Here is a 14,142-nt window from a genome sequence, read left to right as displayed (position 1 = left end):
TCAATGGGGCCGCGGAATCACTCCGCGGATCTACTTCGAAGGCGTACCCGGGAGAGTGATGTGACGATGGCGCTTCAATGGGGCCGCGGAGTCACTCCGCGGATCTACATTTATGTCGGTTGTCCGCGTTGGCGGGGCGGAATATGCTTCAATGGGGCCGCGGAGTCACTCCGCGGATCTACGCCGGGGCCACGAAGCTATTCACCCTGGACACGGGCAGGCTTCAATGGGGCCGCGGAGTCACTCCGCGGATCTACCAATCCTGAGTGCCTGGGAGGTCAGACAATTTTATGCTTCAATGGGGCCGCGGAGTCACTCCGCGGATCTACTTTGTGATTATGATTGGCGTGCTCCTGTGGCTCTGGCTTCAATGGGGCCGCGGAGTCACTCCGCGGATCTACTAAAGCGACCAAAGATCTAAGTGATGAATTAACCGCTTCAATGGGGCCGCGGAGTCACTCCGCGGATCTACGATTTCGCCATCCTTCCTATCCCGCTCAGCAATTTTGCTTCAATGGGGCCGCGGAGTCACTCCGCGGATCTACTGATAGTATATTTAGCCCCTGGTGTGAGATTGGACTTCAATGGGGCCGCGGAGTCACTCCGCGGATCTACGTAAACTCAAAAACAATATCAATACCTTCCACAGTGAACTTCAATGGGGCCGCGGAGTCACTCCGCGGATCTACCAGGAAAAATAGTAGGCCTGCGACGGGTGCTGTTATCACTTCAATGGGGCCACGGAGTCACTCCGCGGATCTACTCCTCGCTTATTATACCTTGTGTGGTGCGGATTTCAATGGCCTTTTTCGCGAACCTCAGTTGCATGGTACTCCGCGAAGGCATTCCATCTCACACCTTTTTCCCTTTTTCCCCGCCACACCGGCAAAAAATCCGGATCGCGAACCCCCTGGGAAATTCTCCATCACTACAGGTTCGCGCAAGCAGCCAGAGATGCCCGCAAACAGTCCCCGCCGACACCGGCGCCATCCAGTGACAGCACCGGAATCGGCTCCTCACCCTTCTCCCATAAGCACTATTTCCCTGAACATCTGCTTGCTCATATTCGCCGCAGCCTTACACTCCCCGAGACATACCGCCATAACCACTCCCCCATGCCGTGTAAAGTCGACTGGCTCCCCCACAGCCCGGAGAAGTAAAGAGGCTTGGTCCCTCACTGCAACCTCCTCACACCCGAGTGCCCTCTCACACCTGTGGTGGACACCACTGCCCCAGCTATTTGGCCTACCTTAAATTGGCTACCGCCAAGCAACTCCTCCCACCACCCCACCTTTGCGGGACCTACATCCGAGTACCTTCGCTCTTTCCCTGAACCTTCGGTTGGGACCACGATGCCGCCACCGGCGCGAATAAACCGAGTCCATAATGACACCCATATCCGAAAGCAAGGGGGCCCGGAACTGGTTCCGGGAACTCGATATGGTAGAACCCTCCGTGACGATCCGGTTGGCTTTGGGAACTTCCTTTGCTTCGAAAACGCCGGAACTGAAGCACAGAGGCCGCCCGGTCCCCCACGCGCACGAAGGGCCTCCATTCAATCAACACTGGTTCCGGCAGCCCCCGAAGGCGAATCTCTTTCCTCAGTTGCTCCTCCCTGCCGAATTTCCCGCCCTTTTTCTGGAACCACGGGTGAAGATAAGGGGTCACCGATTCCCAAACCCGGGCCGGACCGAGCAAGGAAGACTCCATTCCTTTCGCCACGGCCTGGTCCAACCTCGATCCCAGCCCTTCCAAGAACACCCGCCACTCTTGTTCCCCGGTATATAGTTTCCTCAAAGATTGCAACACACGAATTAACGGTTCAGTAAATGGTTCCGCACTGTACAGCAAAAGATGGTCCACCCGGCCATCCCTATCCGCGTCTTCCGGGAGAAAGAACGCATGGTTATGACTGTCGGCGAGGACGCGTTGGTGCTCGTCCCGCCCGGTGATCGTCCGGGGAGCTTGTTTGTCCAGACGGCTTAACAAGGCTCGGCGGAACAACTCCGCCACCGTAACGGCATTAAATCGGCTCGGCAAGGGAGTTCCGGCCAACGCAAAACGCGCGATGTGAAAGGCGCCTCTGCCCTCGTCTCCCCCACCGCGATTGTCAATTTTTGCTTCGAAACACCCGTAGGGGCGAAGATAGATGACACGGCGAGATCCGGGTGGCTGATTCCAACCCTCTCGCTCCAGGTCGGAGGTATCGACGGCCAGGGCTTCGACGATTGTCACGGGAATCTTCGGCCCTCTCCGGCCTCGCCGGGTGTTCCCCCCTCCGATCCTGGAACCCTCTCGTACCCCATCCCGCCACGCGAGAAACTGATCTTCACTCTGCACCGCCATAACCGCCACCGGCTCCATGTCCTCCGCAGTCGAACCGTATACGCTCTCCCGCTCAATCGGATAGCAGTTGGGGATCCCCGTCCATTCCACCAGCCGCGCCTCCACCCAACTCTCAGTGCGACCCAGATACGTCATATGCCGCAAAATACGATCCAACAGGAGACGCTCTTCGTCGGCGAACGCCAGTCCCGGCCAGGCCATCACCACCCGGTCTTCGGGGTTGAGGCGAACGAACCCATCAAAAACGAGGGATTTGTCATGACCCGGCCCAGGCATATAGTGTCGAGTGTGTCCCCGACTCGCCTTGGGCAAATAATACACCGGCAACACCGAAGCCAATTTGACCACCAACGAATCAAAAACTTGGTCCGCCTCCAGGCGGCCTTGTCCATCGCCGTCTTCCCCATATAATAAATCCTCCCGGATGACCGGACCCTTGTGGAACCATGTTGCCATAAGCGCCCGCAACACCCTCCACGGAGACGGGGGCCACTCCACGTCCCCTTCATTGACATGGCGGCCCCAAGGGTTAGCGTGGTATCGCCCACCGGGAAACCGAAATGCGACAGCCCACTCGTGATCCACTGCCCGAACCCCCCAGATTCATTTCCGCGTGCTTACTTAGGCCGATACTCGACCGTGAGTGATTCTCCCAGCAGACCTTTGTCCCGCAGTTGACGGATCTGACCAGGAATCACCCGAACCAAGTCCTCCTCTTCCGGAATGGGCCAATCCTCGGGACGAGTCGCTCGGATGCTCACACATTCCAGATCGCAGGCCGTCCTCAATCGCAACCCCACGTCCAAGAAGCGCCGGATTTTGTACAGGGCAAACGAAATCAGAAATTCTTCCCCGGGGTCGGGAATGCCAAAAGACCGGATCTGGGACAGGTCCAAATTAAAATACGCCACGATCCGTTGCGCCGTATATTCCTCCCGGTAAAAGGGAACATTGCCAAATCCTTTGCGCGTGTCGCCACTCGGATTCACCCGGTCATTTTTCACCCCGCCATTTTGGGCCACTTTGACGCCTTCCGCCTCAATAAAGGCCGACAACACCCGGGGCAACCGCAACCGACCGCCGGCGAGTTCCGACTTCGCCAAGAATACGCCGTGGAGCAGCGCATTCGTGTCATAGCGAAAAACCACTTCCGCCAGCCTGCGCAGATTCACAGGTCCCTCTTCCATACTGTTCAATTCTTCTTTGAGAAGCGCCAACACGGACGTATCTTTTCCTTCCAATATATAGGGGGAATTGAGCCGATGGGATTCCAGCAAGGAGTTGGTCAACATCTCTCCATTCGGTTTAACCACCTTGATCATGGGCAGCCCCCGCAAAGGTTCCACCCAATCCTGGGCCTGTTCGTCCCAGCACACGATCTCCAACCGGTTGGCCATGCTTTGTGCCGATTCCACCAGCAGCAATGATTCTCCGTTTGGCCCTTCGTACTGAGCCGCTCCCAAATCCGGGAATCCCGTCGGCTGAAATCTCGTTCCTTGTATCGGCCTCAATTCCGCCTCCAGCAGCAGCCTCGGTTGACTCTTCAGCATCGAGAAATCAAGATCCATGACTTCATTCTCCTCTCTCCGTCACAATGACGACCGCGCGACCATCCTTTACCGGGTAGGTTCATCGGCAAAAGGTGGCCCATGTTCAACCGCTTCTTGCGCCCCGACGTCTGTGGCGAGCGCAGCCATGTGTGCCAGGGTTCTCAGATCCCGATCCGCAACGGGTAAGGCCAACATTGCGACAATACGTGTGCCCATTCGCCGGCGGTCAGCCACCGAGCTGCGGCTGAGCCAGGGTGAAACACCTTTTTGGAAAAATGGGCTCGAGAATCCACTCCCCCGAAGCCGGTGTTCAGCCATTCTCTCCGCCCGGTCCAGATCGCCGGCCGCAAGGGAGGCGAGAAACTGGTTGGGTACCGGCACCGGGGCAACTCCCGGAAAAATGCGCTGTATCTGCGCCTCCGGTGCCGTAATCAGTCGGGCCAGGATGTATACCCAAGGCACTGCGTACTTTGACTCTTCTCGCCGCACGCTTCGATCGAAAACACCTCCCGGGCGTGCACTCTGACTCAAGGGCAACAAACCCCAGATCAAGTCAGCGATTCGCCTGTCGCTGTTGGTCTCATGGAGCAGTCGCACCACGATCCACACCGGCACCGGACGGAGGCCCGCCGTGGGCTTGTCCACCGACTCCAGTCGCACGATCCCCCGCCTATCGCCTCTGTCGACCTCAGCCCGCTCAGCCTCCAAAAAGCGTCGTCGGAGCACCGCCGCCAGGTTCGTCGCCAAATCGGTTGACTTCCAGACCACCCGAGGCGGACTCGATTCCACACTCCAACGACCTGGCTGGTCCGGTTCCACCGGGGACAAAAAGGAGCGAATCGATCCCGCTGTGCCCGGTAAGGTCGAAACAAAACCGCGCGCTGCTTGAAAAGCCCACGAGCCGTCGTCGGCAGCCTCCCACCAAGCCGGATTGCGCAGTGTGAGTGGCGGCACTTTTTCACGGGCGCTCGTCACTTGGCTCAGCAGCTTCTCCGCCCGCCCCAGGGCGATCAACAGTTCCTGCATACGCCGGCTCCCACCGTATTGGCAGTACAGGAACTCAGCCTCCCGAATCTTTCGCAGGGCGGATTGAAAGGCGTGAGAGGTATTCTCTACCCGAGAGAATAGTTCGATCCAGTTGTCCGCTTCGGACAACAATTCCGCATAGGGTCGCCTTTGAACCACAAAACGGTTCAAAGGTACTGCCAGATAGGCCTTCCCATATCGCTTGAGGAAAGAGTAGCGCTGAAAGCTGTCGATCCCGCGATCAACGGCCAAAGTCGCACAGGCCCGAGCAAAATCGACGCCATTTTTCGCGACGCGCCGGGACCGATTGCCCGCCAGTTGTGCCCGGCCTTCCCGAAACACATATTGCAGTTCCCTTAAGGACACTGGCTGAGACCACATTGGCAACCACATTTCAGCCCGAGCCACCCGGGAGTTGTCAGAATCCGCCGTAGAACCGTGTCCCACCGCCGTCGGGTAGACGGTAAACGGGGCCGCCACCACCGAAGCTGACTGTCGTTCCAAACGCTTGGTCGCCGCCGAAGCGAACAAGAGGGCGCCCTCGAGCATCAGGATGAAATCCCATGGGTTCACAAGAGAATTTCCCGAAAACCCGCTGCGAGCATTCGGCCCACCGGCCTCTCCTGGAGAAAACTGGCCAATTGCTCCCTTCATGAGGCCGGACGTCGGCTCTCCCCACAGCGCCGCCCGGAGCCACGTGGCCGCCATCGGGGTCGGATCACCGCTGACGGGAGACATCACGTTCAAGATTCGCTGCATAAAATTATTCGAGAACTCCAGATTCCCGTCATTCCCCCCGGTTCCGGCAAGTGGGGGGAATCCCAGATCTCCAGTGGTGAGCACCACAGAAGCGTCCAGCCATGCAATCGCCTCATCCGGAAAACGGTTCCGACAAGCTTGAACCAATGGGCGCTTGTCCTTGTTGTCCGGCTTTTTTTCCAATCCGAACGCCTGGAGGATCCTGCGTGCCTCTTCAATCGTGGCCCGGTACGCACTCAGTCGATCAGTTTCAGACGTTTCAATGGCATGTAGCGCTTCGTCGCGACCAAAGAAGCCGCTCCCGCCATTCCATGGGGTCACCAGGGGCGTGGGGCGATATTGGGTTAAAAGAAACATTTCTACATCTGATGAGGAGAGAGAGGTTTCGACGCAAAACGTCTCGTCTTCCCACCATCCCCGGGCATGTGGATCCGCCTGTTCCACGAGAAGCCGCAAAACCCCCATCGCCTTCAAATAATGAGATAACGGTCGAGGGGCCGTGCCAGTGAACTGAATCATACCCGCTTCCCCTCCCTCTCGGAGCCTCGCCAGTCGGCCACCCGGACCAACGCTTCGAGGAAACCGAGGCGAAAAGGTCCGTACTGTTTTAACAAGTGCATGGTCCGATCCACCCAGCTTTCGCCCCACGGACCCCGACCGAGCGTCATCCATCCCAACTGCAATGTGACCTGAGGCAACACCTCCCCGGTGGGCAATATCACCGCCGGTAACGAATCGCCATCCCAAACACCCCTGGCGAACAACCAACGCTCCCTGGGATCCGCAGCTGGCGGAATCTCGTCCGGCAACGATCGAATCGACATGCGCACCTTACCATGATGGGCAGCAATGAGATAGGTGACCAAGTCTCGCGTCACATCCGGCCGTTCCGGATCATGAAGTTGCAGATACGCCAAGGCCGAGGCCAGCTCGTGACGAAAATGTTTTCGATCCGGAACTTTCAGCAGGGTGAGGGGCCCTTCTTCCCCGCCAATTCCGGCAAGCCTTTCCTGCGAGTCTTCCTGGCTTGACTGCGCTTGTGGTTCATGATACTCCGGCCCCCTGCCGGATTTCGCCCACAGAGACGCTCGGTATGGGTGGTCGTTTGAGAGTCCCGCCAACAACCGCTCTTGAAAAACCGGGTGCGCCTTGCCGATATCGTGCCAATTGGCGGCCTCCACCACGGCCCGCCGCAAGTCTTCCGGAATCTGCTCCTGAAACTTTTCCATCAAGCTTTGCGCGGCTTCACCCACATGTTTTAAATGGTCGGCGAGCAAGACAAACGAACCTTGATAGGTATTCGGATCATCGGCGTCGGACAATTCCTCCCTTCTTGTCTCCTCATCGCCGGACGGAACGATAGAAACTGGTTCCCATGCCCCAGGATCGAACCCGACGTCCTTCCGATAACCACCGAGGGCCGCATCTAACAAATAAACCTTGCCAGGCACGGGGTTCCTCTCCCGGAAGCTCATCCACGTCCCGGTTAACCAATCCCAGGTCCAAACCCTGTCCTTTCTCGTTCGATTCTCTTTTTTCGCCGTGAGATAGTCCCGCATCGCAGACATGGAGACATTACAAATTTCCTCGGGTCTCGCCGGCCAGTCCGATAGTTGCGGTCCTTCCCCAATCGACCGCCAGTAGACCTGGACATCCGTGTCCGATATATCCCGCACATAAGGAGAGATATCAAGGTCGAGTCCCGCCAGATCCGGCGTCGTATCAAACAGATCCAGCACATCCCTTTGTCGCAAAACCTGCCCCTCAGGCGGGGGCATGCGCCAGGTTTTCAGGCTCTCCTGACCAACTTCCTCGAGCTCGCGCAGCCGAGCCCTCGCTTCCTTGATCTCCTCCTCAGCATAGGGCTGAGCACAGTCAAGGTCGTCTTCCATATCAAGCAACCAAACATCCGCCTCTTGAAACTCCCCGCGGCGGTTGCATCGACCAAAACGCTGGACTAGAGATGCCCAAGGCGCGATTTCGCTGATCAAAGTACGGGCGGATAGGTCCACCCCGGCCTCCACGGCTTGGGTGGCCACGACAATCCCTCCGGAAGACTCCATCTCAATGACCGCGCGTCCGATATCCTGGCGATCCGCCGGACGAAACCGACTGTGCACCAACCGGATCGGAACATTGGGACTCATGGCGAGAAGCTGTCGGTACACAGCCTGAGCTCGGTTCACCCGATTCAAAATGACAAGGGTCAGCGCCCCTTCCCGATGCTTCCCAAGGGCAAGTTCGGCCACCCGTTTCGCATATTCGTTAGGCCGACTCGCGTCACTGGAAGACAGATAAAAATCTGACCAATACAACAGCTTCCGAGCTCTGTACCGTTGCTGGATGATGGGATGCGTCAGATCGTCCTCATCCAGATCAATCCACCAGGTGGCATTGCGATAGGGTACAAAGTCGATCGTGTCCAGCCATTCGGGATCCAAGGTCGCGGACATCCAAGTGCTGTAATTCGAGCCACACGTTCCGAACCGGCGACGAAAAGCCTCCAATTGGGCCGTGGTATAGATGCCGCCGCCACCCATCAATTGAACCTCATCATAGACCCACCACACATCGTTGTTCAGGAAAGCAAAATCCATCGGCCAGCGGCCTCGGCTGACTCCATAACCTCGGTTCAATGCCCTGGATAATAATTGATCCTGGGTTCCGATGAGTATCTGATCGTACTCCGGCAACCTCACCCAATCCCGTTCGACCGCACCGCCCATCATCACGTACACACCGACCGGTTCGCTGAACTCAGAATCTGATCCGCGTTCAGAAAACTGTGAACCCACAGCGGCAACATGTCCGAATACGGGCACGTTCAGTCGGGATAGCCAAAGGGCCACATTGTCCACCACTTGTTGGACCAACGTCCGCAGGGGGAGGCAATAAACCAATCGGCGGGGGCAGGATTGTCGGACTTTAGGGTCAGCATAGCGCCGTCTCCACAACCAGGTCAGGACGACCGCCGCGGTTTTTCCGAGGCCCGTGGGCACCCGGACCAAACCGGGCCATTCGGGTGCCAAAGCCATGCGCACTTGATAAGGCAATGGCGGAAATCCCACTGCTTGCTCAAAACGTTGAGCGAATCGTTCTGCGTCTGTCATCGCCGCAGCGAAAACCTCCTTCATTCCCTTACGTCTCACACTCGATCCAATTCTAAAATTTCGCCCGTTTCGAGATCATACTCGGCGAATTCGGTAACTCCAGGAATTTCGACGATCGCGTCTTGGGGCCATGTAATCGCGACATCTTCTGACGACATACGCTCGGGATAAGAGCCACGGTAGGCGATCGTTCCAAACCTGGGACTGAAAAAAACATTCTCGACTTTAAACCACTCATTGTTGTTGCGGACCGCCAGGCCTACGCTTCCGGGCCGGATGACCTTCACCCGCTGATTTTTCGATGGAGTAGATTGAGGAGATGGGAGGAAACCATAGGGCACAGCCGAGTTCCGGGCGTCTTCCACCAATCGGAGCATCGCCTCCCAGGTCTCATCGCGAAGCGGTTCGTCAAAAGAGGCTTCCGCGAGATTTTGCATGTGCCGGCCCATCTTCACGAGGACACCGTCTTCCAGGATCCGCCCGCTCAAACGAAGACTTCCATAGGTCTCGTCATAGATGCAGATAAAACGGGATCCCCTTTGCATGGGCAAATTATCTTGCCGAAGGCGGTCCACCGCAAAACCCAGATCCCGGCGTTCGAAAGGCAAGACCAGCAAAAACGCTTCGTAGACGAGACGCGCCAAGGCTTCCATTTCTACCTTGTCGCCATCGAAGGCTGGGTGAAACAACGTCACCCCCGTCGTAAAGTAGGTCCGACTAAAACGATCCCGGTCAAAATACACATTCGCAAGTCCGTGAGCGGGTGAAAAGGGATATTCAATCGGCTCCATCTCCTTGGAACCCCTTCTTTCCCGGACGCCGTACACCGTCTCGTTGATCTGGAGATCTGCCTCGATCCCAACGAGGCTGCCGAAAGACAGAGCCTGATAAACTTGATCCTCGCTCAGCCCCGGGAAAACCATCGTCGGTCTTCGCATGGGGGACGTAAAATACCGGGACTCCCGCCGGACTTGAATCCGCTTTTCTTTCGTCAAGATGCGATAAACGCGATACGGCTGTGTCGCGTAGTAATAAACGGCCCCCGGATACGCCTCGCGCAACACCTGGGCATGGGACAGAGAGCCCAAACGTTCACGGTGGGGGCCCTGGACAAGTTCCACTTCGAACTGCGTCTCCACGTCCCTCAGAGGATAGGTCGTGTTCGGTTGATCTCCGGCTTCCGATTTCATCGGCTGAAGATCTTTGGGAACCTGCCCCATGCGTTCCTGCCTGCACAATTCGACGAATCCAGGCGGCCATTCGACTTGTTGTGAAGGTTCATAATTAGAGGGGTCCGGGTCGGTCTGTCGAAGCGCGGAATCGTACTCACCTCCCAATCGGGCCAGGCACAGGGCGTGGATGTATTGGATGCGCGGGTTTTCAAGGTACAGCGCGCTTTCGGCTAATGGCCGATTCATAAGCAGCTCCGGATTGCGAAACACCGCCTGGTCGTACACCCCATACGAATTCACCACGATGACATGGCCCGGGCCATGGCGGCCGATGCGACCCATGCGTTGGATAAAATTGGTGTTCGAGGCGGGGACGCCGATTAATACCGCCACATCAAGGTGGGGAAGATCCATGCCCAGCTCTAAGGCACTGGTACACACCACCCCCCGAACGCCACCCCCGGACAGGCGGTTTTGAATCGTCAATCGATCCTGTTCTTCGTACCCGGCCCGGTAGGGGAGAATGTCCAGGTGCTCCAACGGCCGAATAAACTGGTCGGGATCTGCAATGGGCTCGTCGGTATCATTTCTCGCCAGAATCGAGGTAATCATCTCGGTTTGCCGGCGACCGTCGACAAACGCAATGAAACGTCCGCGGGACTGCGTGCTCAAATATTTGAGCAGCGCGGTTGTCTCTGTCAAAAAATCGTTGTCTTTGGGGGGACTCACCATTTCAATGGTGACGGGATATCTCGGAGAAGTATCTGAGTTCTCACCAATCAAGGTAAAGGGTTCCCCAAACAACTGGCGCAAATGGTTCGCCGGATCCCGAATTGTAGCCGAAGCGCAGACGTATTGATACTGCGTCCCCAAGCTGTCGCAAGCATGAGCCAGCCGTCGAAAAAGGAAGGCCGCATTCGAGCCAAAGACGCCGGTATAGGCGTGAACCTCGTCCACCACGACGAGCTTCAGGTGCGAGAGAAACCGCCGAATGGGCAATTCAGCCAGGTTATACAGAAACCACGCGTGAACCACGTCCGGGGTCGCGACCACGACCCTGCACTCCGTCAGCAGTTGGTTGCGCATCGAACGGGAAACACTTCCGTCGATGCGACCGACTTGGACCGTTAATCCCGATTGGCGAATGGCCTCTCTCCACCGGTCTTCCTGTTCGGCGGCCAAAGCTTTCATCGGATAGATGGCGAGGATTCGGGCTTTCGGCTCCTTCGCCAGTGTCTCGATCCCGCTACAATAAAAGGCCGCGCTTTTTCCTGAAGCGGTGCCTGTGTTGAGGCATACATGGTCCCCCTTTGTAAACTGCCGAACCGCTTCCATCTGATGGCGATAAAGTCCACTGGGGAACTGTTTCGTCACGTACTTTTGTGTGACCTCCGACAGCTCAACAATCTCTGTCGAGAACCGTTGGGGTGACCGCCCCGGCTGATCATACTGATGGACGACGGTCCATCCACGCTCTTCATAAAAATCCCCGAAGGCAAACATGAATGACGCCTCCTCCAAATTACGCCCTAGGACTTGCTCGCAACGTCATCATACAGGACGGGGGTGTCAAATCATGTCACGCCTTGAGGAGCCTCATCAATTTTTTTGTACAAGCCGCTCATGCGCAAAATCTCCTCTCGAACCTGATCCCGCACCTCCAAAGGCTCGAGCACTTCGACCCCACTGCCATACTGGAGAACGAACCTTAAAAATTCCCAGTTCCAATGCACCCTAAACCACACTTCGTAACTTCCGTCCGCAAGGTACACTTCCCGAAGAATGGAGTGACGGCGGACATCCTCCTGGGCATAATGCGCCACAAGTGGTGCAAACCGCACGTGCACCTCCACTCTTGGGCCGGATTGATCGATCCCCCAAGCCGATTTTAAAAATTCACCCAGAGAAAAACGGGCATCCCGCTCAAAAGTTTGCGCGAAACATTTGGCACGACGAATCCGCAGGATTTTAAAGGTGCGAAATGCCTGACGAAGGTGACAAAAACCGATAAGATATAGGGAATTGTGCCAAGGTACGAGGTAGTAGGGGTTCACCATCCGGGTTTCCGGTGCAGACGCACCGATTTTGACATAATCCATTTCGAGAATGCGACATGTCCGAATGGCGAACAAAATTTTAAACAGCAATCGATCGTCTGTCTGATGCGGGGATCTCGATAGGTCCGCGATGATTCGCCCCTCAGTCGAAAGGGATTCATCAGCGACTTGACGCGCGGGAAGAGATTTTTCTGGCAGAAGCTTTTCCACGGCGCGCCGATAGGTGTCGACCAGCGGATGAACGCGGCCGTGCGGGAGCGAGGCGTAAAGGAGGGCGGGCATGATATCCAAAACCGCTCGCTCATCTTCGGTCAAAATCCCCGGGATTCGCTGCAAATCCCGCATGATAAAATACCCTCCCCCCGGCTCCGACTCAACGCGGATGCCGAGGTCTTCGATCAGGCGAATGTCCCGTCTGATTGTTCGGACGGACACATGAAAATGTTCCGCCAGACGAGGAGCTGTGTACAGCTTGGGGTTTGTGACGATCAGGTTCACCAAGTCAAAGAGTCGGCTTGCGAATCGAACGGTTTGAGACGCAGACATGCACCCACCGCCTTGATTCGTGTCGGTCTTACAGGGCTTGGACCGTCAAGACGGATTCATTATACCATGGTACCTTCCACATATGGACGTGAAAGTTGTCGCGTGCGCGGGTGGTAGAGGAACGATCGGCAGTGTCATTTTGACTCAGGGCGGGCGATACACGGTCTGTGGTGACCAGGAATCTGCCGGTGGGCTCAGCCTGCAGAGCCACTACGCTGGCCAGCATGGCACTCGGGGCAGCCGGATAGAGGCTTCAATGGGGCCGCGGAGTCATTCCGCGGATCTACAACCACGGATCCATTCGCCACGTCGTGCGGAATAAAGCTTCAATGGGGCCGCGGAGTCATCCCGCGGATCTACGCCGGGGGCGTGGTGCTTCTCATCTGGCGGCCTTGGGCGCTTCAATGGGGCCGCGGAGTCATCCCGCGGATCTACCCAGAACCAGGTCCGTTTTCTTTCCATACAGCAACCGCTTCAATGGGGCCGCGGAGTCATCCCGCGGATCTACGGTGAGCGGGACGTCCCCTCGGAGACCGGGAAGGCACGCTTCAATGGGGCCGCGGAGTCATCCCGCGGATCTACCACTGCTGCTATTGCATCCGAAATCGGCTGGCCACGGGTTGCTTCAATGGGGCCGCGGAGTCATCCCGCGGATCTACTCTTCGCTTATTATACCTTGTGTGATGCGGATTTCAATGGCCTATTTCGCGAACCTGGACTGCATTGCGCCTCTCGAGGCACTTGCGTCTGATATCCCTTTCTTCCTTTTCCCGACAAACCGGCAAAAAATCCAGATCGCGAACATCCCGGGAAATTCCCCGTCACTACAGGTTCGCGCACGGACTACAGGCCCTTCGAACAACTCCCCGTCGCGACCTGCACCATCCACCTATAACACCAGAAATGTGCCTCTTCAAGCCTTCCCCCGTACTTTTTCCCATTGCCCAAATTTCGCTTCCCCATATTCGTCCGGACATCATAATCCCCTTCATAGGTAAAATAAAACATATATTCCATTTACACACCGTTGGATCTACTTCAATTCAGAAAAGACCAGGTATTCGGTCACTTATTGAGAACTCTCCAGACAACAATGCCTTGTACCACCTGTTGGGAAGCCATTGCCCCAATGATTTAACCTACCCCAACATGCGATGCACACCGATCCATCTGTAGTCTTTTGACCCGGAATTGGTTTTCGGAAGATATGACGGAACCGTCCGAGACCTGTTCCCGACGAAATGCTGGTACGGTTCGACATACAAAAAATGGAGCTTCAATGGGGCCGCGGGGTCAACCCGCGGAGATACCTTGCCCGGCGTGGGTTTCAAAGACCTTTGTCGCGAACCCCAGCTCAACCGGGACATCGACCGGATCCTGGGGAATTGGGGTGAAGAGCGCAGGCCGGAGCAGGAAACAATGGCACTGTCCCTATGACTTGTCCCGTCCCACACGGGATCGCCCTCGCATCCTCGGGACCGAGGTTCACGGGTGCATTGCTCCCGTCTCACCGACGTCCGGCCGGTCCGGCGAAAATCCCGAAGAATGCCGGACAGAGAACCCAGTTCACAGAAGT

The 14,142-nt window shown here is 56.7% G+C and carries 6 protein-coding genes and 2 CRISPR repeat arrays (1 of these 8 only partly in view); all 6 genes read right to left on the bottom strand.

The annotated features are described in order from the left end of the window. A CRISPR array of direct repeats spans positions 1-763; the repeat unit is 37 nt; unit sequence GCTTCAATGGGGCCGCGGAGTCACTCCGCGGATCTAC; it reaches 379 nt to the left of the window's first position. Between the two features lie 539 nt (positions 764-1,302). The 6 genes from csb2 to K6T64_RS11425 all read right to left on the bottom strand — a co-directional run bounded on the left by csb2 (position 1,303) and on the right by K6T64_RS11425 (position 12,566). Further along, positions 1,303-2,931, bottom strand: coding sequence for a type I-G CRISPR-associated protein Csb2 (csb2, locus tag K6T64_RS11450; protein WP_288010263.1), 1,629 nt, complete (start codon positions 2,929-2,931; stop codon positions 1,303-1,305). A gap of 32 nt (positions 2,932-2,963) precedes the next feature. Then, positions 2,964-3,914 (bottom strand): type I-G CRISPR-associated RAMP protein Csb1/Cas7g, encoded by a 951-nt coding sequence (gene cas7g, locus K6T64_RS11445; RefSeq protein ID WP_100668634.1) that lies wholly within the window; start codon positions 3,912-3,914, stop codon positions 2,964-2,966. Positions 3,915-3,962: 48 nt separating this feature from the next. After that, a complete protein-coding gene (cas8g1, locus tag K6T64_RS11440; RefSeq protein ID WP_288010261.1) occupies positions 3,963-6,200 on the bottom strand; it encodes a type I-G CRISPR-associated protein Cas8g1/Csx17 in 2,238 nt (745 codons plus the stop codon). Continuing rightward, the gene (gene cas3g, locus K6T64_RS11435) at positions 6,197-8,815 is read right to left on the bottom strand and encodes a type I-G CRISPR-associated helicase/endonuclease Cas3g (protein ID WP_288010259.1); all 2,619 of its coding nucleotides are present in this window, start codon (positions 8,813-8,815) and stop codon (positions 6,197-6,199) included. Before cas3g ends, cas8g1 begins: the two co-directional genes overlap by 4 nt. Positions 8,816-8,826: 11 nt before the next feature. Next, positions 8,827-11,466, bottom strand: a complete 2,640-nt coding sequence (locus tag K6T64_RS11430) for a DEAD/DEAH box helicase (protein ID WP_288010257.1) — start codon at positions 11,464-11,466, stop codon at positions 8,827-8,829. 71 nt (positions 11,467-11,537) lie between these two features. Beyond that, positions 11,538-12,566, bottom strand: a complete 1,029-nt coding sequence (locus tag K6T64_RS11425) for a helix-turn-helix transcriptional regulator (RefSeq protein ID WP_288010255.1) — start codon at positions 12,564-12,566, stop codon at positions 11,538-11,540. A gap of 250 nt (positions 12,567-12,816) precedes the next feature. Next, positions 12,817-13,225: a CRISPR direct-repeat array (repeat unit 37 nt; unit sequence GCTTCAATGGGGCCGCGGAGTCATCCCGCGGATCTAC). Positions 13,226-14,142 lie beyond the last annotated feature (917 nt).

Source organism: Kyrpidia sp. (assembly GCF_023512215.1).
GTDB lineage: Bacteria > Bacillota > Bacilli > Kyrpidiales > Kyrpidiaceae > Kyrpidia > Kyrpidia spormannii.
This window is presented reverse-complemented; position numbering and strand designations above follow the sequence as displayed.